16 protein-coding genes and 1 tRNA gene are annotated in these 23,150 nt (G+C 70.2%); 8 read left to right on the top strand and 9 right to left on the bottom strand.

Annotated elements, in window-relative coordinates; all coding sequences use genetic code 11:
- The 5 genes from AB4078_RS04660 to AB4078_RS04640 all read right to left on the bottom strand — a co-directional run.
- Positions 1–791, bottom strand: a 791-nt coding sequence (locus tag AB4078_RS04660) for a DUF222 domain-containing protein (RefSeq protein WP_441976147.1), incomplete at its 3' end; no start/stop codon positions are given.
- 80 nt (positions 792–871) lie between these two features.
- Complete coding sequence (gene ligA / locus AB4078_RS04655; protein WP_441976146.1) at positions 872–3,187, bottom strand: NAD-dependent DNA ligase LigA; 2,316 nt, start codon at positions 3,185–3,187, stop codon at positions 872–874.
- Between the two features lie 52 nt (positions 3,188–3,239).
- The gene (locus AB4078_RS04650; protein ID WP_441976145.1) at positions 3,240–4,511 is read right to left on the bottom strand and encodes an ATP-binding protein; all 1,272 of its coding nucleotides are present in this window, start codon (positions 4,509–4,511) and stop codon (positions 3,240–3,242) included.
- A 121-nt stretch (positions 4,512–4,632) separates the two neighbouring features.
- Positions 4,633–5,730 carry a tRNA 2-thiouridine(34) synthase MnmA gene (gene mnmA / locus AB4078_RS04645; RefSeq protein WP_441976144.1) on the bottom strand — a complete coding sequence of 366 codons (1,098 nt, stop codon included), beginning with the start codon at positions 5,728–5,730 and terminating at the stop codon, positions 4,633–4,635.
- Positions 5,731–5,788: 58 nt separating this feature from the next.
- Complete coding sequence (locus tag AB4078_RS04640; protein ID WP_441976143.1) at positions 5,789–6,961, bottom strand: cysteine desulfurase family protein; 1,173 nt, start codon at positions 6,959–6,961, stop codon at positions 5,789–5,791.
- Positions 6,962–7,060: 99 nt separating this feature from the next.
- Between AB4078_RS04640 and glgX the strand changes: the two genes are divergently transcribed.
- From glgX to AB4078_RS04615, 5 genes are all read left to right on the top strand, one after another.
- Positions 7,061–9,160 (top strand): glycogen debranching protein GlgX, encoded by a 2,100-nt coding sequence (gene glgX, locus AB4078_RS04635; protein WP_441976142.1) that lies wholly within the window; start codon positions 7,061–7,063, stop codon positions 9,158–9,160.
- Positions 9,161–9,269: 109 nt separating this feature from the next.
- On the top strand, positions 9,270–11,288 hold the full coding sequence (locus tag AB4078_RS04630) for an alpha-1,4-glucan--maltose-1-phosphate maltosyltransferase (protein ID WP_441976154.1): 2,019 nt from the start codon (positions 9,270–9,272) through the stop codon (positions 11,286–11,288).
- Positions 11,285–13,483 (top strand): 1,4-alpha-glucan branching protein GlgB, encoded by a 2,199-nt coding sequence (gene glgB / locus AB4078_RS04625; RefSeq protein WP_441976141.1) that lies wholly within the window; start codon positions 11,285–11,287, stop codon positions 13,481–13,483. Before AB4078_RS04630 ends, glgB begins: the two co-directional genes overlap by 4 nt.
- A gap of 54 nt (positions 13,484–13,537) precedes the next feature.
- A complete protein-coding gene (locus AB4078_RS04620) occupies positions 13,538–14,098 on the top strand; it encodes an RNA polymerase sigma factor (protein WP_441976140.1) in 561 nt (186 codons plus the stop codon).
- Entirely contained in the window at positions 14,095–15,210 is a 1,116-nt protein-coding gene (locus tag AB4078_RS04615) for a DUF4349 domain-containing protein (protein ID WP_441976139.1), read from the top strand. The genes AB4078_RS04620 and AB4078_RS04615 overlap by 4 nt, the downstream gene beginning before the upstream one ends.
- A gap of 56 nt (positions 15,211–15,266) precedes the next feature.
- Here the strand turns inward: AB4078_RS04615 and proS are convergent, their stop codons facing one another.
- Positions 15,267–16,685 (bottom strand): proline--tRNA ligase, encoded by a 1,419-nt coding sequence (proS, locus tag AB4078_RS04610; RefSeq protein ID WP_441976138.1) that lies wholly within the window; start codon positions 16,683–16,685, stop codon positions 15,267–15,269.
- 79 nt (positions 16,686–16,764) lie between these two features.
- Positions 16,765–16,837: transfer RNA gene (locus AB4078_RS04605), tRNA-Glu, on the bottom strand.
- A gap of 129 nt (positions 16,838–16,966) precedes the next feature.
- Here AB4078_RS04605 and AB4078_RS04600 point away from each other — a divergent pair.
- Positions 16,967–17,605: an MBL fold metallo-hydrolase gene (locus tag AB4078_RS04600; RefSeq protein ID WP_441976137.1), complete on the top strand. Its 639-nt coding sequence runs from the start codon at positions 16,967–16,969 to the stop codon at positions 17,603–17,605.
- 6 nt (positions 17,606–17,611) lie between these two features.
- Here the strand turns inward: AB4078_RS04600 and AB4078_RS04595 are convergent, their stop codons facing one another.
- Entirely contained in the window at positions 17,612–18,766 is a 1,155-nt protein-coding gene (locus tag AB4078_RS04595) for a cation:proton antiporter (protein WP_441976136.1), read from the bottom strand.
- Positions 18,767–18,842: 76 nt separating this feature from the next.
- On the bottom strand, positions 18,843–21,338 hold the full coding sequence (gene pepN, locus AB4078_RS04590) for an aminopeptidase N (RefSeq protein ID WP_441976135.1): 2,496 nt from the start codon (positions 21,336–21,338) through the stop codon (positions 18,843–18,845).
- A gap of 64 nt (positions 21,339–21,402) precedes the next feature.
- On the opposite strand from pepN, the gene AB4078_RS04585 reads away from it, so the two are divergent.
- Both AB4078_RS04585 and AB4078_RS04580 read left to right on the top strand, forming a co-directional pair.
- Positions 21,403–21,915: a YbaK/EbsC family protein gene (locus AB4078_RS04585; protein WP_441976134.1), complete on the top strand. Its 513-nt coding sequence runs from the start codon at positions 21,403–21,405 to the stop codon at positions 21,913–21,915.
- Positions 21,916–21,986: 71 nt separating this feature from the next.
- Positions 21,987–23,144, top strand: a complete 1,158-nt coding sequence (locus tag AB4078_RS04580; protein WP_441976133.1) for an acyltransferase family protein — start codon at positions 21,987–21,989, stop codon at positions 23,142–23,144.
- Positions 23,145–23,150: the final 6 nt, after the last annotated feature.

Raw genomic sequence — 23,150 nt, 5'->3', positions numbered from 1 at the left:
AGCAGCCAATCGCACAGCAAGTCCGCACGAACCTGATCCCTCGTGCGGCCCTCCCGGCGGTCCTTCTGGAGGTGTTTCGCGGTCGAGGTGAGGCGTCGTTTGATCGCCGTGGTCTTCACCGTCGGGATCAGCGCCGTCAGCCAGGACATCCCGTCGCCGGCGTCGTCCACGACCACCCGCCGATCCACCATCCCGCGGGCATGCCTATGCTCCGCCGGGGTCGGATCCAACCGGTCGGCGAGGACCGTCACCCGGCGCCGGAACGTGCTCACCGGCAGGCGCAGCGCCCACCTCGACGCAGTCTGGTCGATCAGAGCAATCGCGTCGTTCGCGTATGCCCGCGCGGACGCATCCGCGCCGGCCGGAGCCCGCAACCGCAACACCGCCGAGACGGCGGCCTCCACGAACCGCAGGGACACGAACCCGTCCCGGGCGTGCTCCCACAACAACGGCAGATACTCGGCAGCGGTCGACGCGGTGCACTCCAGCGAGCGGGCCTCGTTCTCCGAGATCTGCAACCGCACCGCCACATCGAAGAACACCGACCGCCGCGCATGATCCGCATCCTGAGCGCCGTCGCCGACCGTATAGATCTCAGGGTGCCGGCGAGCCAGATCCACGACCTCCACGACCCGCTCCGCACGCCGCACCGCCCGCTGATTCAGCTCGACATCATCCTCCTGCAACCCATCCAGGATCCGCGCGGCGATGAAGGTCTCGTCCACCACGACCACCGGAGGAGCATCGGCAACAGCCGGCTCCTCGTACAGTGCGTCGAGGGCGGGTTCCATCCTCCGAGTCTAGCAATTATGTTCGAACTATGGAAGAGCCGAACCGCGTAAATCCGCGGAATTCCGCCGCGAACGCACCGTCAATCGAGCGCGTCCGGCCCCTCCGTCACGAGCAGGTGGAACTGCGCCGCGTCGAGGATCCGCAGTCCGAGCTCCTCCGCCTTGGCGAGCTTGGAGCCGGCGCCGGGTCCCGCGGCCACGAAGTCGGTCTTCTTCGAGACGCTCGACGCGGCCTTGCCCCCGGCCTTGATGATCGCCTCCTGCGCCCCCTCACGGGTGTAGCCGTCGAGGGATCCTGTCGCGACGATGGTGAGACCTTCGAGCACACCGCCCTCCGCGGCCGCGGCCCCGGGTCCAGGATGTCCCGGCGTCGCCCATTGCACACCCGCGTCGGCCCAGCGCTGCACGATGTCCTGGTGCCAGTCGACGGTGAACCAGTCCAAGAGCGAGTCCGCGATGATCCCGCCGACCCCCTCGACGGCCGCGAGCTCCTCACGGGAGGCCGCGCGGATCGCATCCAGGGATCCGAACCACTGCGCCAGCGCACGTGCGGCGACCGGCCCGACGTGGCGGATGTTCAGCGCGACCAGCAGACGCCACAGGTCCTTGGTCTTCGCCTTCTCGAGCTCGGCGAGCAGCTTGACCGCCTGGGAGGACGGCTGGGCGGCATTGACGCCCTCCTTCTTCTCCGCGGCGGTGGGGTTGCGCCGGAACGGAGCACGGGTCTTCACGATCCCGTCCTCGTCCTCCTTCGGGAGTCCCGTCTCCGCGTCGCGCACGACGACCTCGATGGGCACGAGCTGCTCGAGCGTGAGGGTGAACAGGCCCGCTTCGGTCTCGAGCGGCGGCACCGCAGGGTGGCTCGGCTGCGTGAGCGCGGCGGCGGTGACCTCGCCGAGCGCCTCGACGTCGAGAGCCCCGCGCGAGCCGATGTGCTCGACGCGGCCGCGCACCTGCGCGGGGCACGATCGCGTGTTCGGGCACCGCAGATCGATGTCGCCCTCCTTGGCCGGAGCCAGGATCGACCCGCACTCGGGGCAGCGCTCCGGCATCACGAACTCGCGCTCGGAGCCGTCCCGCCGCTCAACCACCGGGCCGAGCACCTCGGGGATCACATCGCCGGCCTTGCGCAGCACCACCGTGTCGCCGATGAGCACGCCCTTGGCCTTCACCACGTCCTTGTTGTGCAGGGTGGCCTGGCGGACGACGCTGCCGGCGACGTGGGCGGGCGCCATGACGGCGAACGGCGTGGCGCGGCCGGTGCGGCCGACCGACACCACGATGTCGAGCAGCGTGGTCTGCACCTCCTCCGGCGGGTACTTGTAAGCGATCGCCCACCGCGGTGCGCGGCTCGTGGCGCCGAGCTCATCGTGGAGGTCGAGCTCGTCCACCTTGACGACGATGCCGTCCAGCTCGTGCTCGATGTCGTGCCGGTGCTCGCCGAAGTACGCGACGAAGTCCGCCACTTCGTCGATCGAGGAGCACACCTTGGTGTGCGGGCTCGTGGGCAGGCCCCAGCTCGCGACGAGTCCGTAGATCTCGCTCTGCGCGGCGACGGGCGGATCCGGCCAGGCGCCGATGCCGTGCACGTACAGCGCGAGCGAGTCGACGCGGAGCAGCCCCGCCTCGAGCTCCATGCCGTCCTTCTTGTCCAGCTGCTGGCGCAGTCCCCCGCTCGCCGCGTTGCGCGGGTTCGCGAACGACGGGAAGCGCCGAGCCGCCGCTGTGCGTGCTTTCTCCTCATCGAACGGCTTCTTGACGCCGCCGCGCGCCTCCCACCGTTCCAGGGCCTCAGCGTAGGCACGGTCCCGGAAGGCGGCCTGTGCGGCGTTCAGCCGCTCGAAGGCCGCAACCGGGATGAAGACCTCGCCGCGCACCTCCACGATCGCCGGATGACCGGATCCGCTCAGCCGCTCGGGGATGCCGGCGACGCGCAGGGCGTTCTCGGTCACGATCTCGCCGACCCGTCCGTCGCCGCGTGTGGCCGCAGAGGTGAGCACGCCGTGCTCATAACGCAGATTGATCGCAAGGCCGTCGATCTTGAGCTCGGTGAGCCAGGCGACGTCTCGGCCCGCGGCAGCCCGGGTCTTGGCCGCCCATTCGCGCAGCTCGTCGAGCGAGAACACGTTGTCGAGACTGAGCATGCGCTCCGCGTGCTCGATGGTCTGCAGCCCGGTCGCCTCGGCCGCACCCACCATCTGGGTGGGCGAGTCCTGTCCCTGCAGCTCGGGGTGCACGCGCTCGATCTCCTCGAGCCGGTGCATCCAGCCGTCGTAGGTGGCGTCGTCGACGAGCGACGTGTCGCGCCCGTAGTAGGCGTCCTTCGCCTCCAGGATGCGGGTCGTCAGCTCCTCGGCCTCGACACGAGCGGCTTCCAGCGAGATGTTCTCCGACACCCCTGAAGTCTACGAGCGGGCGCCGACATCTGCGGGCGGCCGCACCGGATCCTCAGAGCCGGGCGATCGCTTCGATGTCCGCCCGGAATTCGGCGATCTCGTCTGCGGAGACGGTCGCCCTCGTGCTCCCGAGAGCCCGCGCGTAATCGTCGGTGTCGAGCGCGGATGCCTGCGCACCATCGCTCAGCGCCCGGGCCAGCGCCTCCTGGGATGCACGCCGTGCGGCGTACTCGATGTCGGCGGGCGTGAGCCCGTCGCTGGCCGCGACCAGCCGGTCCAGATCGACGTCGCCGGCCGACTCCACCGGGATGTACCGCGCCCAGATCGCCCTTCGCGCATCGGCATCGGGCAGGCCGATCGGGATCACGTAGTCGAAGCGCCCGTGCCGGAGGAACGCCGCATCGAGCGCACGCACGAAGTTCGTCGCACAGATGAGGATCCGGCCCTCCCGGTCGCGGAAGTCGGCGACGAGCTTGAGCAGCTCGTTCGTCACCCCCTGCGTCGGCGACGGCGGCGTGCCGCCGCGGCGGGAGGCGATCTCCTCGACCTCGTCGATGAAGACGACGGCGTGCTCGAGCTCGTCGATGGTCTCGAACGAGGCGCGCAGACCCCCGGCGAGACCCGCGCCGCCATCGGCCAGTCGCGACGGGAACAGCTCCACGAACGGCCAGTCCAGCCGGGAGGCCACCGCTCGGGCGAACGTGGTCTTGCCCGTCCCCGGAGGGCCGAACAGCATGACGGCACGCGGGGGCACCACCCCGAACCTCTCGGCGAGATCCGGTCGAGCCAGCGGAGTCACCAGACGCTCCTCGAGCAGGGTCTTCTCGTGCGTCATCCCGGCGACGCGATCCCACAGATGCGGCGGGAGGATGCGTCCGCCGACCTCTTTGAGAGCGTCCATCTCGCGCCGCTGGATGGGCATCGCGCGCTCGAGGTAGCGCACGGAATGGTGCACATGGAAACCGTTCTCGGTGAACGCCCCGAGCCCATCAGCCTCGGGGATGAGCACCGAGAGCTTCGCCAGGCCCAACGGCGCCATCTTTCTCTCCAGCGCGTGCAGCAGTGACGAGCTCACCTCGGATCCGGCGTCGTCGAGCGTCCCGAAGAACACGATCCAGCCCTGAGCGTGCGCGCCGCGGCCGACGGCGGCACCCACGAGCAGCTCACCCTGCACCGCGACGACGGCGTGATCCTGCTGGCACGAGGCGATCACCTCGGCGAGCGAGTAGATCGGCCACTCGTTCTCGCGCGTGACCTGCCCCCACAGCCGGACGATCTGGTCCAGATCGTCCCCATGGAAATCGCGGATGTACGTCCTCGTCATGGCGGCTCCTCCGTCGGGCAGTGCACCCATCATCACAGAGTCCCGCGCGCGCCGACCACGACATGACGTCGGCGACAACCCGGGTCGTCCGCGACGACAGCGGGCTCGGACGACAGCGGGCTCAGACGCCGGCCGGCACCGCCGACACCGTGCGATCGATCGTGAACTGGCCGAGCACCCGTGTTCCGACGTACAGCACGGCGCTCTGACCGGGCGCGACGCCGTCGAGCGGGGCGTCGGGCACGACCCGGACGCCGTCCTCCGAGACGAAGGCGCGCGCGAGAACCGGATCCGCATGGGCTCGGATCTGTACCTCGCAGACGAACTCCTGGGTCGTGGGCGCGGCTCCCGCCCACGAACGCCGCTCCCCCGAGATCTCGGCGATCGCGAGCGCCTCCTTGGGGCCGACCACGACAGTGTTGGACACCGGACGCACCTCGAGCACGAACCGTGGCTTGCCGTCGGGAGCAGGCACACCGAGGCGCAGTCCACGGCGCTGGCCAACGGTGAACGCGTGCGCGCCGTCGTGGCTGCCGACGACGTTGCCGCCCCGGTCCAGGATCTCGCCCTGCTCGGCGCCGACCTTCTCGGCCAGCCAGCCGCGGGTGTCGCCGTCGGGGATGAAGCAGATGTCGTGACTGTCCGGCTTCTGGGCCACGCTCAGCCCGCGCTCCGCGGCTTCCGCGCGCACCAGCGCCTTGGACGGCGTGGATCCGAGCGGGAAGTATGTGTGCGCGAGCTGGTCTGCGTTCAGCACGCCCAGCACGTAGGACTGGTCCTTCGCCGCGTCCGAAGCTCGATGCAGCTCGAGGCCTTCCTCGCCGTCGACGAGCGTGGCGTAGTGCCCGGTGCACACGGCGTCGAAGCCGAGCTCGATCGCGCGCTCCAGGAGCGCGGCGAACTTGATCTTCTCGTTGCAGCGCAGACACGGATTGGGCGTGCGACCGGCCCGGTACTCCGCGACGAAGTCGTCGATCACGTCCTCGCGGAACCGCTCGGAGAAGTCCCAGACGTAGAACGGGATGCCGAGCAGGTCCGCGGCACGACGGGCGTCCATCGCATCCTCGATCGTGCAGCAGCCGCGGCTGCCGGTGCGCAGGGTGCCGCCCGCCCGCGAGAGCGCGAGATGCACACCGACCACGTCGTGCCCGGCCTCGACGGCCCGCGCAGCGGCCACGGCGGAGTCGACTCCCCCGCTCATCGCCGCCAGAACACGCATGGATCCAGTGTACGAGCGGATGGCTGGGCAGGCGCTTCGAGAGGATCGGCGCCGCAGGTCAGCGGGCGCCGCCGGAGGTCCGCTCGTACGCATCGCCGATCGCGGCGAGCACGGCGTCCACATCGGCGTCGGACGAGGTCCGCCCGAGCGTGAACCGGATCACGCTGCGCGCCTCGACCTGGCTGCGTCCGAGCGCCTGGACGACGTGCGAGGGCTCGGCGATCCCGGCCTGACAGGCGGATCCGGCCGATGCCGACACCCCGGCCACGTCGAGCAGGAACAGCAGGCTCTCGCTCGGCGCGCCGGGGAACAGCAAGTGTGCGTTGCCCGGCAGCCGCCCCGCCGGATCAGGATCCCCGAGCAGCTCGGCGGAAGGCACCCGCTCGCGGATCCCGGCGACGAGGCGATCGCGCAACGCGCCCAGCCGCACGGCCTCCGTGGCCCGCTCGGCGACGGCGAGTTCTGCGGCGAGCGCGAACGCGGCGGCCCCGGCGACGTCCTGCGTGCCGGAGCGCAGTCCGCGCTGCTGCCCCCCGCCGTGCTGAAGCGGGGCGAGGCGGGCCGTCCGGGCGACGACGAGCGCCCCCGTGCCTGTGGGTGCGCCGATCTTGTGGCCGGCGATGCTGAGCGCCACGAGCCCCACGCCCGCCGCCGCGTCGCCCCGGAGAGCGACGAACGACAGCGGCAGGTGTCCGAAGGCCGCGACCGCGTCCAGATGCAGGGGGACGCGAGCCGACGCGGCGGAGGCGGCGAGCGCGGCGGCGTCATTGACGGTGCCGACCTCGTTGTTCGCGACGAGCGCGGTGGCCAGGGCCACGTCGTCCGATGCGAGCCCCGAGGCAAAGGCGGCGGCGGGGATCCGCCCCACCGCGTCCAGCGCGACCGGCGTCACCCTGGCGCCCTCGGCGGCGAGTGCGGCGACGGTGTCGAGCGTCGCGTGGTGCTCTCCGTCCGGGAGCAGGATCGCCTCGTGCCCTGCGGGCCGGGAGCGCCACAGCCCCTGCACGGCGAGGTTGACCGACTCCGTGCCTCCCGAGGTCAGCACGACCTCGATCGGATCGCACTCCAGCGCGGCCGCGAGGCGCTCGCGCGACTCCTCCAGGATCCGGCGCGCCCGCTGCCCGGCGCCGTGAGTGGAGGAGGCGTTCCCGGTCTGACGGGCGACGCGCAGCCACTCCTCAGCGGCCTCGGGCCGCAGGTCGGTGGTGGCCGCATGATCCAGGTAATGCACACCACCACTCTCGCACCTCGCCCTGGGACGGGACTCGGTGGCACGGATCGCGGAACGCGGTGGCATCCCGACCGGCTGGTGCCGCGTATTCTGTCCCTCATGTGTCCGCATGCAATAGAGGACGAGACGCCGGCACCCGACGGCGACAGCTGCTCCCTGTGCAGCCCGTCCCTGGACGACCTCGGCGTCCGCCTCCACGACGGGACCGCCACGCTGCGCGTCTGGTCGCAGAACGCGTCCGCGATCGAGCTCGTGATCTTCGATGAGACCGACCTGGACTGGGAGACCGCTCAGCTCGCGCTCGAGCGCCGGCCGGGAGGCGTCTGGGAGATCACGACCGAGCTCCTGCAGCCCGGAACGCGTTACGCCCTGCGCGTGGACGGAGCCCACAGTCCCGGCAACACGTTCAACCCCGAGACGCTGCTGCTCGACCCGTACGGCCGAGGCCTCGCCCAGGGCGACGGCTACGAGGAATGGCGCTCGGTCGTCATCGCCGACGGATTCGACTGGGGCGACGTCGCCAAGCCGAAGACGCCCCTCGACCGCACCGTGATCTACGAGGGCCACGTCAAGGGACTCACCAAGCGCCACCCCGGCGTCCCTCCCGCCCTCCACGGCACCTACGCCGGAGTCGCGAACCCCGCGATGATCGAGTACTACCGCGAGCTCGGCATCACCGCGGTCGAGCTGCTCCCGGTGCAGGCGTTCGCGTCGGAGCCGCGACTTCTGGACCGCGGCCTGACGAACTACTGGGGTTACAACACCCTGAACTTCTTCACGCCGCACACGGCCTACGCGACCGAGGAGGCGCGCAAGGGCGGCCCGGAAGCCGTGCTGCGCGAGTTCAAGGGCATGGTGAAACTGCTGCACGAGGCCGGCATCGAGGTGATCCTCGACGTCGTGTACAACCACACGAACGAGGAGGGCATCGGCGGTCCGCGCACGAGCCTGCGCGGCATCGACAACGCCCTGTACTACCGCCAGCAGCCGGACGGCAGCTACATCGACACCACGGGCTGCGGCAACACCCTGAACACCGCGACGCCCGCGGCGGCCCGCCTGGTGCTGGACTCCCTGCGCTACTGGACGACCGAGATGCAGGTCGACGGGTTCCGCTTCGATCTGGCCACCGCGCTGGGACGGGACGAGGGCAACGCCTACACCCCGGAGCATCCGCTGCTGCAGGCGATCAGGACGGATCCCGTCCTCGCCGGTGCGAAGATCATCGCCGAGCCCTGGGACGTGGGCCTCGGCGGCTGGCAGACCGGCAACTTCCCCACCGGATGGAGCGAGTGGAACGACCGCTACCGGGATCGCGTCCGCAACTTCTGGCTCAGCGACATCGACTACGCCCGTCGCGCCTCGGCGCCGACCGGCATCGGCGGATTCGCGAACCGCCTCGCCGGATCCGCGAACACGTTCAGTGACGAGCGCGGCCCGCTCGCCAGCATCAACTTCGTCACCTCGCACGACGGCTTCACCCTGCACGACCTGGTTTCCTACGACGTCAAGCACAACGAGGCCAACGGCGAGAACAATCACGACGGCGCCGACATGAACCGCGCCTTCAACCACGGCGCGGAGGGACCCACCGACGACCCGGCCATCCTCGCCGCGCGGCGCAAAGCCATGCGCAACCTGCTGGGCACCCTGATGCTCTCCGCCGGGGTGCCGATGCTCACCGCCGGAGACGAGTTCGGGCGCACCCAGCGCGGCAACAACAACGCCTACTGCCAGGACTCGGCGCTCAGCTGGCTGAACTGGGAGCACGAGCCGTGGCAGCAGGACCTTCTTGCGCACGCGTCGCTGCTCACCCGGCTGCGGGACGAGAATCCGGCGCTGCGCCCTCTGCTCTACGCCCGTCTCGGTGAGCACATCCCGAACGCATCCGTCATGGACTGGTTCGATCAGGACGGCGAGACGATGGAGGTCGAGCAATGGAACGACCCCCGCAACCGCACGCTGCAGTACGTGGCCGCCTCCACACCCGACAAGGAGGCGTTCAACCGCATCCTGCTGATCGTGCACGGCACGGAGGCGCCGATCGATGTGCGCCTGCCCGTCCTCGAGGACGTGACGCGCTACGTCTCCCTGTGGTCGAGCGCGGATGAGCGTCCCTCGGCGGTCGAGACCGTGCACCGTCCGGGCGATGTGATCGCGCTCCCGGGCACGTCGATGCGACTGTTCCGCGCGGAGTGACACGCCCGTTACCTCTTCCGACCTCGGAGCGCGGTAGGTTCGGGGTGTGTCCGAACGATCTGCCGCACAGTCCTCATCCGATGCTCTCCGCAGCACCGCGCAGATCCCGGTGCGCGCCCTGCCCGACAACGATGCGGCGGACGCGCAGACCACGCGCATCCCGCTCGCGGATCCCTCCCCCGCGGCCCCTGAGGGCTTCCATCCCAAGGCGTTCGCCGGCGAAGTGATCCCCTTCCGGGTCGTGGCCTTCCGCGAGGGCCACGACATCATCGGGGTGCATCTGCGGCTGCGCACCCCGAACCACCAGGAGAGCCTGCATCGGCTCACTCCGCGGGGCGACGGCACCGACCGCTGGCAGGTCGATGTGGCCCTCGACGAGACGAACGCGTGGACGTTCCGCTTCGAGGCGTTCGCCGACGAGTTCGCCACCTGGGCGCATGCCGCGGAGCTGAAGATCGCGGCAGGGGTGGACGTCGCGGTGATGCGCGCGCTCGGGGCGCAGCTCTTGACGCGCGCGGCGAAGGACAAGTCCCGTCCGAAGCCCGAGCGCAAGCGCCTCGCCGCCGTCGCGGAGGGGCTGAGCTCCCCCGACGGGACCGCCGAGGAGGCTCTCGCCGTCGCGACCGATCCGGAGCTCGCTGCCCTCTTCGCCGAGCGTCCGCTCACCGCCCTGGACTCGGCGACGCCCTGGCAGACGATCCTCGTCGAGCGCACGATCGCCGGGGCCGCAGCCTGGTACGAGTTCTTCCCGCGTTCCGAGGGCGCCGCACGCAGGGCCGACGGCACGATCGCGAGCGGCACATTCGTCACCGCCGCCGAGCGTCTTCCCGCGGTCGCCGCGATGGGCTTCGACGTTCTGTACCTGCCCCCGATCCACCCGATCGGGCGCCTCAACCGCAAGGGGCCGAACAACTCGCTCACCGCCGGGCCCGACGATCCGGGCTCGCCCTGGGCCGTCGGCGCCGCAGAGGGCGGACACGACGCCGTGCACCCCAATCTCGGCACTCTCGCCGATTTCCGCGCGTTCGTCGAGAAGGCGGAAGCGCTGGGCCTCGAGGTCGCCCTCGACCTCGCGCTGCAGGCGGCCCCCGACCACCCCTGGGTGAAGGCGCACCCGGAGTGGTTCACGGAGTTGCCCGACGGCACCATCGCGTACGCGGAGAACCCCCCGAAGAAGTACCAGGACATCTACCCGCTGAACTTCGACCGGGATCCGGTGGGCCTGTACACGGAGGTGCTGCGCATCGTCGAGCACTGGATCGCGCAGGGCGTGAAGATCTTCCGCGTGGACAACCCGCACACCAAGCCGCTGCGGTTCTGGGAGTGGCTGATCCGCACCGTGAACACGAAACATCCCGATGTGGTGTTCCTCGCCGAGGCGTTCACCCGCCCCGCGCCCATGCGAGGTCTCGCCGCCGTCGGATTCCAGCAGAGCTACAGCTACTTCACCTGGCGCAACACCAAGGCGGAGCTGGAGGAGTTCCTGCTCTCGGTCTCACACGAGACGGCGGACTACATGCGTCCGAACCTGTTCGTGAACACCCCTGACATCCTCACCGAGTACCTCCAGTTCGGCGGGCGCGCGGCATACAAGATCCGTGCCGCGATCGCCGCGACCGGCGCTCCGCTCTACGGCGTGTACGCCGGATACGAGCTGTACGAGAACGTGGCCCGGCCCGGCTCCGAGGAGAACATCGACAACGAGAAGTACGAGTACAAACTGCGCGACTGGGCGAAGGCCGAGGCGGAGGAGCGTTCGCTCGCCCCTTACCTCACCCGGCTCAACGAGATCCGTCGCGCGCACCCTGCGCTGCGTCAGCTGCGCAACCTGCAGCTGCACTGGAGCGACGATGACGCGGTCCTGGTGTTCTCCAAGCGCCTGGACGCGCCGTTCACCGGCACGGGCTCCAGCGACACGATCGTCGTCGTCACCAATGTCGACCCGCACTCCGTGCGGCAGACCACCGTGCATCTCGACACTCTCGCTTGGGGTGTCGAGCCCGGAACGGCGTACGAGGTCGAGGACCTCGTCACCGGATCCGTCTGGACCTGGACGGATCACAATTTCGTGCGCCTGGACGCCTTCACGGAGCCGGTGCACATCCTCCATGTGAAGGGGCAGCCATGATCACCACTGCGATCGATGAGGCTGTGCTCGAGGCGGTGGCCTCGGGCTCGCACCACGACCCGCACTCCGTGCTCGGAGCGCATCCGCAACCCGAGTCGGGCGGAAGACGCATCACGATCGTGCGCGCACTGCGACCTCTTGCCAAGGGCGTCTCGGTGCTGCTCGACGGCGGCGTCGAGGTTCCCCTCACGCATCTCGCGGAGGGGATCTGGGAGGGCGAGGTGACCGGCCCCACCGGCGCCTACAGGATCAAGGCGACCTACGGCGATGGTCCCGACTGGATCTCCGCCGACCCCTACCGGCACGCCCCCACCATCGGCGAACTCGATCTGCACCTCATCCGCGAGGGTCGCCACGAACGCCTCTGGGAGGCGCTCGGTGCGCACCCGCGCTTCATCGACGGCGACCAGGGCACCGCATTCGCCGTGTGGGCACCGCACGCGAAGGCGGTGCGGATCGTCGGCGACCACAACAAGTGGGACGGACGCCTCGACGCGATGCGCTCGATGGGCTCCAGCGGCGTCTGGGAGCTGTTCCTTCCCGGCATCGACGTCGGCGCGCACTACAAGTACGAGATCCTCACCCCGCACGGCGACTGGATCCTCAAGGCGGATCCGATGGCGCAGCTGGCCGAGACACCGCCCGCCACGGCCTCGATCGTCACCCGCTCCGAGTACTCCTGGGGCGACGGCGCCTGGATGACCCGCCGAGCCGCGACGCACGCCGTCGCACAGCCGATGAGCGTCTACGAACTGCACCTCGGTTCCTGGCGTCCGGGTCTCGGATACCGCGACATCGCCGACGAGCTCATCGAGCACGTCACCGCGACCGGATTCACCCACGTGGAGTTCATGCCCGTGGCCGAGCATCCGTTCACCGGCTCCTGGGGCTACCAAGTGACGGGCTACTACGCCGCGACGCACCGCTACGGCGAGCCGGACGATCTGAAGTACCTCATCGACCGGCTGCACCAGGCGGGCATCGGCGTGATCATCGACTGGGTCCCCGGCCACTTCCCCAAGGACGCCTTCGCGCTCGCCCGCTTCGACGGCGAGCCCGTCTACGAGCACCCGGACCCGCGGCGCGGCGAGCACCGGGACTGGGGCACGCTCATCTTCGACTACGGCCGCAACGAGGTGCGCAACTTCCTCGTGGCGAACGCGCTGTTCTGGCTGGACGAGTTCCATGCCGACGGGCTGCGCGTGGACGCGGTCGCCTCGATGCTGTACCTGGACTACTCCCGCAACGACGGCGAGTGGGAGCCCAACGTGCACGGCGGGCGGGAGAACCTGGAGGCGATCCGGTTCCTGCAGGAGGTCAACGCGACCGCTTACCGCAAGCATCCCGGGATCGTGATGGTCGCCGAGGAATCGACGAGCTTCCCCGGCGTGACCGCGCCCACCGACCGCAACGGCCTCGGCTTCGGGTTCAAGTGGAACATGGGCTGGATGAACGACTCGCTCGTGTACATCGAGCGCGACCCGCTGTACCGCTCGCACCATCAGGGTGAGATGACGTTCTCGTTCGTCTATGCGTTCGGGGAGAACTACATCCTGCCGATCAGTCACGATGAGGTCGTGCACGGCAAGGGCAGCCTGCTCTCGAAGATGCCGGGCGACCACGCCGCCAAGCTCGCGAACGTGCGCGCGTATCTCGGCTACATGTGGGGGCACCCGGGCAAGAACCTGCTGTTCATGGGCCAGGAGTTCGGCCAGCTCTCCGAGTGGTCCGTGGACCGGGGCCTCGACTGGTGGCTGCTCGATCAGCCGTCCCATCGTCAGCTGCAGGAGTTCGTGGGCGCCCTGAACAGCACGTACCGGCAGAACGCGCCGCTGTGGGAGCGTGATCACGACAGCAGCTCGTTCACCCGGATCGGCGCGCCGGACTGGGATCCGAACATCGTCGCGTTCGTACGCCGCGACGCGCACGGCGGGCATCTGGCGGTGATCAGCAACTTCGCGGGCTCCACTCGGCACGGTGTGCGGCTCGATCTGCCGCTGGCGGGAGGTTGGACCGAGGTCCTGAACACCGACGCCGCCGAGTTCGGCGGGCACGGCCAGGGCAATCTCGGGCTCGTGTACGCCGCCGATGTCGAGAACGGCTCCCCGCAGGCGACGCTGACCATCCCCGCCCTGTCCACGATCTGGCTGCGGCATCAGAAGGATCCGCATGTGCCGATCGTGAGCAAGGGCTGAGACGATTCCGCCGGTGTCGACACTGATCAGTGAGAGACACCGAACGGAGCCGGCATGGCACACGACGCACACGACAGAACGCTCGTCGCACGTGCGGCGGCGGGGAGCGAGACCGCCTTCCGCACGCTGTACCGCGCGTACGTCCGCCCCGTCTACTGGATCGCCTACGGCATCCTCGGCGACGCCGGCGATGCCGAGGACGTGACCCAGGAGGCGTTCGTCGTCGCCTGGCGCAAGTTGCCGGGCCTCGAGCTGGCCGGCGAATCGCTGCTGCCGTGGCTGGCGACGATCTGCCGGTTCCAGGCGGCCAACCGGCTGCGCCGGCGTCAGCGGGATGCGGCGCACACCGCCGCGGGCGTGGACGAGCAGGTCCCCGCGCTGATCGACGTCGAGCAGCAGGTCATCGCCGCAGAGTTCGCCGACCGCATCGCCGCTGAGCTGGGCGGCATGAGCGTGCTGGACCGGGAGATCTTCCGGCTCTGCGCGACCGAGGGCTGGGACTACCGCGCCGCAGCCGCCGAGCTCGGCGTCGGGCATGGCGTCGTCCGCAACCGTCTCTCCCGCGTGCGCACCCGCCTGCGCGGCGCTGTGACCGAAACGGAGCCCGCATCATGACCATCACCCCGACCGAGCTGCCTCCGCTGTCCGACGAGAGCGTGGACCGCATCGAGGAGGCCGTCTTCGCGCAGATCGCCGAGGAGCGCAACGCCGGGAAGGCCCGCTCCGCCACGGCGCGTCGCCGCACTCGCCGCCGTGGATGGCTGACCGCGGGCGGCATCGCCGCCGCGTTCCTGGTCGGCGTTCTGGTGACCCCCGCGATCCTGAACGCCACCGGATCCCTCTCCTCGGGATCATCCGGTTCCGCCGCGTCCGCGCCGTATGACGCGTCGTCGGGGGCGAAGCCGCTGACCGGAGCCGCCAAGGATCTGGCGCAGACCTCGGAGGGCGCCACGTCCGGCGCGGCGGGTGGCTCCGCCCCCGCGGCAAACGCGCCGCGCGACGTCATCCGCACCGGATCCGCCACTGTCCAGGTCGACGACGTGCGCAAGGCGGCCGATGCGCTGGCCGCTCTCGCGAAGAAACACGGCGGCTTCGTGGAGAGCCAGCAGATCGGCTCCGCGCAGGCACCTGTGCCGACCGATGGCGGGATCGCTCCGCCAGCCACAGGAGACGGCTGGGTGACTCTGCGCGTGCCGGCCGCGGACCTCGATGCGGTGATGGACGCACTGCGGACGCAGGGCACGGTGCTGGCGACCTCGGTGAGCACGAACGACGTGACCACCGCGACCACCGACTTGCGCGCCCAGATCGATTCGCTGACTGCTTCCGTCACGCGCCTGACCCAGCTGATGTCGCAGGCGACCTCGGTGGCGGACCTGCTCACCGCCGAGACCGCGCTCACCGACCGTCAGACCCAGCTGCAGTCGGCCCAGCAGCAGCTGAAGGATCTCGAGTCGCAGGTGGCGATGTCCTCCGTACAGGTGACGCTGGTGCGCGAGGCTCCCGCGGCGGCCGACCCCGCCGGTTTCGGCGATGGTCTCGCAGCCGGCTGGAAGGGTCTCATCATCTCCCTGAACGCCCTCGTGATCGCGCTCGGCTTCCTCCTGCCGTGGCTGGCACTCGCGCTCGTCGTCGCGCTCATCGTCTGGGCGATCGTGCGCGCACGCCGGACCCGGCGCGACCGCCCGGTCGTCGCCGAGAGCGCACGGGCCGACGACATGAGCTGAGCCGCCGCTCCGCGCGCGGGCTCGCGGGTTTCGATCCGCGCCGGAGCGGGCCGCGGTCAGTAGGCGCGCGCGACGACCGCCACCAGATCCTGCTCCGGCTCGTGCGGGTCGGGCAGGCGGCCGTCGCGAGTCTGCAGGCAGCGCACCGTGATGGCATCCCGGTTCAGCTCCTTCTCTCCCGCCTCGCCGAGTGCGCTCCAGTCGATGACGGCGAACCCGGTCCGGGCGGCCTCACGGGCCTCGGCGATGGTGGACACGCGTGCGGTGCGGTCACCCAGGCGGGTGCGAGCGGCGGCGAAGAGGTCGGCCTGGATTTCGTCCAGCAGTGCGGGTACGCGCTGGACGGCCTCGGTCCAGCGGGACCGCTGCTTGCCGGCACGGTCGCGGCGCACGACGGTGAGTTCTTCGGCGTCCAGATCCCGCGGCCCCACCTCGATGCGCACCGGCACGCCCTTGAGCTCCCACTCGGTCGCGCGCCGGCCGAACCCCGTCTGCGTGCGGTCGTCGAGCTTCACACGGACACCGGCGGCCGTGAGGTCGGCGACGATCGTCTGCGCCGCCGCGAGGGTGCGTGCGTCCTCCTTCACGACGAGCACGACGACCTGGTGCGGCGCGATGCGCGGCGGCAGGACGAGGCCGGACGCGTCCCCGTGCGACATGATGAGCCCGCCCATCATGCGGGTGGACGAGCCCCACGACGTGGTCCAGGCGGTCCGCGCGACGCCCTCCGCGTCGGAGAACGTGATGCCGAACGCGTTCGCGAAGTTCTGCCCCAGCTCGTGCGAGGTCGCCATCTGCAGGGCCTTGCCGTCGCCCATCATGGCCTCGCAGGTCATGGTGTTGATCGCTCCCGCGAAGCGCTCGGACGGGGTCTTGAAGCCGGGGAGCACCGGGATGGCCAGCACGTTCTCCAGGAAGTCCTTGTAGACGTCCAGGTGGATGCGGCGCGCATAGTCCGCAGCATCCTCCCGCGTGGCGTGCGCGGTGTGCCCCTCCTGCCAGAGGAACTCGGTGGTGCGCAGGAAGACCCGGGGGCGCATCTCCCAGCGGACGACGTTGGCCCACTGGTTCAGCAGCAGGGGCAGATCGCGATGCGACTGGATCCACTTCGCCATGACCTCGCCGAACAGAGTCTCGCTCGTCGGACGGACGACGACCGGCTCGGCGAGCTCCTTGCCTCCGGCGTGGGTCACCACGGCGAGCTCGGGGCTGAAGCCCTCGACGTGCTCGGCCTCGCGCTCCAGATAGGACTGCGGGATGAACAGCGGAAGATAGACGTTCTCCGCACCGGTGGCCTTGATGCGCGCGTCCATGGCGGACTGCATCCCCTCCCACATCGCGTAGGAGTACGGGCGCATGACCATCGTGCCGCGCACCGGACCGTTGTCCGCCAGTTGCGCCTTCTCCAGGACGTCCTGGTACCACTGGGGGAAATCGTTCTCGATCGACGCGAGAATGCCCTGTCGCTCAGCCACGTTTCGAGGATACCGAGGCGCACCCGATCCGGAGACGACGAAAGCCCTCGGCGAACCGAGGGCTTTCGTGTGCTGTCTGTGACCCCAGCGGGATTCGAACCCGCGTTACCGCCGTGAGAGGGCGGCGTACTAGGCCGCTATACGATGGGGCCGTCTTGGCGATCCGTTTCCGTCTCGCGACAACCGTTCAAGTATGACATGACGCTCAGCACCCGCCAAATCGAGCCCGGCTCGACGCGAACCCCGGGTGTGTCGCGGCCCCACGGGATTACGCTCGAGGAATGCGCATCACCAAGCATGAGCACGCGGCGCTCCGCGTCGAGGACCACGGGCAGACTCTGCTCATCGATCCGGGGAGCTTCACACTCCCCCTGGACGACCTGCAGCACCTCGTGGGCATCGTGATCACCCATGAGCATGCCGACCATTGGACTCCCGACCACCTGGATCGCATCCTGCGCGACGCGCCCGGAACGCCGATCTTCGCGCCCGCCGGCGTCGTGCGCGCCGCGGAGGGATACGAGATCACCGAGGTCGCTCCCGGCGACACCGTGACCGTGGGAGACTTCACGCTGCGCTTCTTCGGCGGCGTGCACGCCGAGATCCACTCCTCGATCCCGCTCGTCGACAACGTCGGCGTGCTGGTGGACGACGAGCTGTACTACCCCGGTGACTCGTATGCCGTCCCGGAGGGTGTCACGGTTGGCACCCTCGCCGCACCTCTCGGCGCCCCCTGGCTGAAGATCGGGGATGCGATCGACTTCGTACTCGCCGTGAAGCCGCGCCGCGCATTCGGCACGCACGACATGACGCTCTCGGTGATCGGTGCGACCATGCACCGCGCACGCCTGAAATGGGCCACCGAGCAGGACGGCGGCGATTTCGTCGCGTTGAATCCCGGCGACGACCTCGAGGTCTGACCGCGGTCATCCCTCCGCGCCGGCGCGCGGGGACGCTGCGGCGTTCCGTCTCGAGACGACGGCGACCGCCGCCGAGGACGCGACAACCGCCACCAGAGCTCCGAGCAGGATCGCGGCTCCCTCTCCGGGCAGCAGTGCGCGGGTCTCGACGCCGAGCGCGACCGCGGCGACGGGGACGCCGAGCTGTCCCGCTGAGGCCACCGCCTGCGCCCAGGGCAGGCCGGTGATGCGCCCTGCGAGGTGGGCGATGACCGCCGCAGCACCCAGCACGAGACCGAGCAGGATCATCTGCGGGTGGGATCCGAGATCGCGCAGATTGATCGAGGCGCCGAGCCAGACGAAGAACAGCGGCCCGAAGAATCCCTCGGTCATGCCGAACAGCTGGCGGGCCAGTCGACGAGGCTGACCGACTGCAGACAGAACCAGCCCCAGGGTGAAGCCCGCCATCATGACCGAGACGTGCGTGAACTGAGCGATCCCGGCCAGCCCGAACAGGGCGAGCAGGCTGAAGCGCAGCTCGAGCGCGAACTGACGCGACTCCGACACCTCGTGCAGGACGCGCAGACGATGCGTGCCGACCCGGCGCAGCAGCACCACGAGCAGGACCCCGACCACGGCGATGCCCAACCCGCCGAGTGCGACGAGCGGCACCCTCTCGGGTTGCAGCACGAGAGGGAGCGCGACGATGCACGCGACATCGGCGATCGCGATCTGCGCGATCAGTTGCGCGGCGGAATCGGCCGAGATGTCCAGGGACTGCAGCATGGGCAGCACGAGCGCCGCGGACGAGGATGCGATGAGCACGGCGTAGACGGCGCCGTGCGACGTCCCGAACAGCAAGGCGGTCCCGACGCCCAGCGCCACGGCGACCGCGGCCACGATCGCGGCGCCGCCCGCTCCGCGCCCCACCGCCGCGCGCACGACGGTGTCCCGGACGGGGATGTGCGAGCCGATCACCAGCATGATGAGACCGAATCCGAGCTGGGCCAGCAGCGTGAACGTCGGCTCCGCGGCGTCCACCCAGCCGAACCCGGTCGATCCGATCAGGAGTCCTGCGGCGAGCTCTCCGGCGATCACCGGGATCCGCCAGGCGCGCCTCGTGGAGAGCAGGGGACCGGCGAGTCCCACCAGCACCAGCAGCGCCAGCGTCGCGAATGTCATGCGCACACTTTAGATCCGCCGGTCCGAGCGCTCCGGCATCCGGAGGCCGCGACTTGCCGCCCTGACGCCGCGTGGCTCAGCCCGCGAGGACACCCTGCGCCTCGCGCACCCGGATTGCGCGCTGCTGATGGTCGCGCTGCTCGAGCACGAGCCGTCGGATGGCGGCGGGGGCCTCCGGGTGCGTGTCGAGCCAGCCGTCCACGAGCTCGGTGGTCTCCGTCTCGGGGTAGAGCCCGATCACGAGGCGCCGGGCGATCTCGATGGAGCGCTCGCTCCAGGCCTCCTCGATGCGCGAGAAGTACTCCACGTCGAAGACCTCGACGAGATCGCGGCGCCCGCCTGCCCCGAAACCGCGGATGGTGGCGTCGAGGTGATCGTTCGTGAGCGTCAGGTCGCCCCAGGCCGCCCGCCAGTCGGCGGCGCGCACCGCGGCGCTCGGCGTCGACGCCGCCGCGGCGAGTGCCGCCGTGCGTCCACTCGCGGTGTGGTCGCGCAGCTGCTCCTCGGTGATCTCCTCCGCCCCGGCGTGGCCGGTGGCCACGAGTGCGGTCAGCAGCACCCAGCGCAGATCGGCGTCCATGGGGAGTCCCTGGGGCCCCGCTCCGATCAGCAGGGTGGAGACGTCGAGACGTCTGCTGTCGTCGAACGCCGCCGCCGCGGCGAACGCGCGCGCCCAGATCAGCTGGGCGTCGCTGCCGGCCGCAGCACCGCCGAGTGCCGCCCAGGTCGCATCCAGCCAGGCGCGCCGCGCATCCGCCCGTTCAGACTCGGGCAGATAGTGCCCGATCGCGGACGGGGCGTTCAGCACCACCCCGCCGAGCAGCGAGCTGTCGGTCTCCCGGGGCGCGTGCGCGACGACGATCTCCAGGTACTTCGCGACGGCGAGCTCGCCGTCGCGCGTGGCGTTCCACAGCGCCGACCAGATCAGGCCGCGCGCGAGCGGGTCGTCGATCCAGGAGAGCCCGCGCTCGACGGCGGACAGCGAGCGCTCGTCCAGCCGCGCCTTCGCATACGTGAGGTCGCCGTCGTTGAGCAGGACCAGGTCGGCATCGGGAAGGGCGACGGGAGTCCGCTCCTCGGCGAGATCGACCGGGATCCGCTCGCGCAGCACCAGCGTGTCGCCCTGCAGGTCGTACAGGCCGATCTGCAGCCGGTGCGGTCGCGGGTCGGTCTGCACGACCACGGCGTCACCGTCCGCATCGCGCTCGATGCTCACCGTGCTCATGCCGGTGGTCTGCAGCCATGCCTGTGCCCAGGCCCGCATGTCGCGGCCGGACGCCAGCTCGAGCTCCACCAGCAGGTCTTCGAGCGTGGTGTTGCCGTACGCGTGCCTCGCGAAGTAGCGGCGGGCGCCTTCGAAGAACGCCTCCTCGCCGACGAACGCGACGAGCTGCTTGAGCACGGCGGCGCCCTTCGCGTAAGTGATCCCGTCGAAGTTCAGCTTCGCGGCCTCGAGGTCCGGGATGTCGGCGACGATCGGATGCGTGCTGGGCAGCTGGTCCTGCGTGTACGCCCAGGCCTTGCGCCGGTTCGCGAAGGCCACCCAGGCGTCGGTGTACTCGGTCGCGGCGACCGACGCGTGCGAGCCCATGTAGTCCGCGAACGACTCCTTGAGCCACAGGTCGTCCCACCACTGCATCGTGACGAGATCGCCGAACCACATGTGCGCCATCTCGTGCAGGATGGTGTTCGCCCGCGCCTGCCGCTGGGCCCGGGTCGCGGCGCCCCGGTACAGGTACGACTCGGTGAAGGTGACCAGGCCCGGGTTCTCCATGGCGCCGATGTTGTACTCGGGCACGAAGATCTGGTCGTACTTGCCCCACGGATACGGGAAGTCGAACGCCTCGGCGAAGAAGTCCAGGCCCTGCCGCGTGACCTCGAGGATCTCGTCGGCGGCGAGGTGCTCGGCCATCGACGCCCGGCTGAGCACCGACAGCGGTACGACGACGTCGTCACGGCGCCACTCCGACGACACGCGCGCATAGGGACCCGCCGCGATGCAGGTCAGGTAGCTGGACAGCGGCAGCGTCGGCGCGAACTCGACCGTCTGCGCTCCGTCGCGGGTGCTGGTGGCGACGGGCGACTGGTTCGACAGCGTCTCCCAGCCCTCCGGCGCGGTCACCACGACCGTGATCGCCGCCTTCATGTCGGGCTGCTCGAAACACGCCATGAACCGCCGGGCGTCGGCCGGCTCGTCGTGCGTGTACAGGTAGACGCCGGCGTCGACCGGATCGACGAACCGGTGCAGCCCCTCCCCTGAACGGCTGTATGCGCCGGTCGCGCGGATGACGACGGTGTTGTGCGCTACCAGACCGCGGAGCCGGATCCGCGCGCCGTCCCATTCCACATCGCGGGACTGCCCGTTCACCACGACCTCGTGCACGGCCTCGCCGAGGAAGTCCGCCCAGGTTTCGGCGGTCGTCGCATCGAATTCGAGCGTCGTCGTCACGGGGAACCCCGTGTTCGCCGCGTCGAGCGCGCCGGTGACGTCGAGCTCGAGCCGGATGCGGTGCAGGTCGACCGCCGCGGATCGCGCGGCGGTCTCGGTGCAGGTGAGGTTGGCGGTGCTCATGCTTCCATCGTTCCATGCCCCGAGCCGGTGCCGGGGCGCGCGGACGCTGTGCCAGCATGGTCGCATGACAGAGCAGCCTGGTCGTACGTCAGAGCAGACCGCCGCCCTCCCCGAGCGGAGCAGGATCGTGCAGGAGCACGTGCGCGCCGCGGGCCTCGCTGCGCAGGTGCGGGAGCTGCCCGATTCCGCACGTACTGCCGTCGAGGCCGCCGCGGCACTGGGCTGCGAGGTCGGGGCGATCGGTTCCAGCCTGCTCTTCCTCGCCGACGGCGAGCCCCTGCTCGTGATGACCAGCGGCCGGCACCGCGTCGATCTCGGCCTGCTCACTGAGGCCGTGGATGCGAAGTCGGTGGCGATGGCGCCCGCGGCGACCGTGCGGGAGGTGACGGGGCAGGCCATCGGAGGCGTCGCGCCGGTCGGCCACCCCGCTCCGGTGCGCACCGTCATCGACGCCGCGCTGCGCGACTACGACATCGTCTGGACCGCCGGAGGCACCCCGCACACCGTCATGCCCCTGTCGTTTGCGGAGCTCGTCGCGCTCACGGGCGGCGAGGTCGTGGTCGTCGCGGAGGACTGAACCCGCCCCTTTTGCGGGCTCTGAGGCGCGATCCAGGAGGCGTCCAGACTCGGTCCCTACCGTGGAAAGGGATGTCACGGAACGGTAACAGCAGGATCAGGTCTCTCGATGGACTCCGCGGTCTCGCCGCGGGGATCGTCCTCATCCACCATGCCTCGCTGATCGCGGAGCCATGGATCGATCCTGCCGGCTGGGCCCTGCTGACGCAGTCCCCGCTCAAGCTGCTGCTGGCCGGATCCGAGGCCGTCATGGTGTTCTTCGTGCTGTCCGGGATGGTCGTCGCCCTGCCTGCACTGCGGACGGGCTTCTCCTGGGCGCGGTACTACCCGGCGCGCCTGGTACGGCTGTACGTGCCGGTGATCGCGGCACTGGGCTCCGCCGCGCTGCTGGTCCAACTGATCCCGCGCGATGCGTCCACGATGCCCGAGGACTCGTGGATGCAGGACGCGCAGGCGACCAGCGTGTCGGCCGGCGACGTGCTCTCGCAGATGACCCTGCTGCGATCGGACTATCCGATCGACAACGTGCTGTGGTCGCTGCGCTGGGAGCTGTTCTTCTCGCTGCTGCTGCCGCTGTACCTCTGGGTCGCGCTGCGCGTGCGCCGGTTCGCGATGCCCGCGGCCGCGCTGGCCGTCGTCCTCATGTTCCTGGGACGCACGACGGGCAACTCCGCGCTCGCCTACCTGCCCGTGTTCCTGCTCGGCACCCTGATCGCCGTGCGTTTCGCGGATCTGCAGACCTGGGCCGACCGAGCGCGGGTGCGCCGGACCCTCCCCTGGCTTGCGGCGGCCGCCTCGGTCCTGCTCATCGCAAGCTGGCTGGCGCGTCCGCTCACCGGGGACACGGTCGTGGCGGACGTGCTGTGGGCGCTCGCCGGTGCCGGTGCCGCGCTGCTCGTCGTGCTCGCCATCGTGTGGCCAGGCGCACACCGGCTGCTCGAGACCCGGACGATGCAGTGGCTGGGGAAGGTGTCGTTCAGCCTGTACCTCGTGCACGCCCCGATCCTGGCGTCGCTCTGCTACCTGCTCGGCGCGGAGCAGTGGTGGCTCGCGTGCCTGGTCGGGATCCCCCTGAGTCTCGTCGCGGCCGCACTCTTCCACGCGCTCGTGGAGCGGCAGGCACAGGATCTCGCCCGGCAGGTGGGCGGCATCGGGGCGGCGCTCGCCGAGCGTGCGCACGTCAGCCGGATACGCGCGGCCCGACGAGCAGTGCTCGCCCGCGCGGAGTAGGCCCGC

This window comes from Microbacterium sp. 2MCAF23, assembly GCF_052115565.1.
Classification (GTDB): Bacteria; Actinomycetota; Actinomycetes; order Actinomycetales; family Microbacteriaceae; genus Microbacterium.
This window is presented reverse-complemented; position numbering and strand designations above follow the sequence as displayed.

Excerpts from the sequence above, each read along its gene's own strand:
- AB4078_RS04650 (WP_441976145.1), bottom strand. The coding sequence starts at position 4,511 with ATGACGAGGACGTACATCCGCGATTTCCATGGGGACGATCTGGACCAG.
- mnmA (WP_441976144.1), bottom strand. The coding sequence starts at position 5,730 with ATGCGTGTTCTGGCGGCGATGAGCGGGGGAGTCGACTCCGCCGTGGCC.
- glgX (WP_441976142.1), top strand. The coding sequence starts at position 7,061 with ATGTGTCCGCATGCAATAGAGGACGAGACGCCGGCACCCGACGGCGAC.
- glgB (WP_441976141.1), top strand. The coding sequence starts at position 11,285 with ATGATCACCACTGCGATCGATGAGGCTGTGCTCGAGGCGGTGGCCTCG.
- AB4078_RS04620 (WP_441976140.1), top strand. The coding sequence starts at position 13,538 with ATGGCACACGACGCACACGACAGAACGCTCGTCGCACGTGCGGCGGCG.
- AB4078_RS04615 (WP_441976139.1), top strand. The coding sequence starts at position 14,095 with ATGACCATCACCCCGACCGAGCTGCCTCCGCTGTCCGACGAGAGCGTG.
- AB4078_RS04600 (WP_441976137.1), top strand. The coding sequence starts at position 16,967 with ATGCGCATCACCAAGCATGAGCACGCGGCGCTCCGCGTCGAGGACCAC.
- AB4078_RS04595 (WP_441976136.1), bottom strand. The coding sequence starts at position 18,766 with ATGACATTCGCGACGCTGGCGCTGCTGGTGCTGGTGGGACTCGCCGGT.
- pepN (WP_441976135.1), bottom strand. The coding sequence starts at position 21,338 with ATGAGCACCGCCAACCTCACCTGCACCGAGACCGCCGCGCGATCCGCG.
- AB4078_RS04585 (WP_441976134.1), top strand. The coding sequence starts at position 21,403 with ATGACAGAGCAGCCTGGTCGTACGTCAGAGCAGACCGCCGCCCTCCCC.
- AB4078_RS04580 (WP_441976133.1), top strand. The coding sequence starts at position 21,987 with ATGTCACGGAACGGTAACAGCAGGATCAGGTCTCTCGATGGACTCCGC.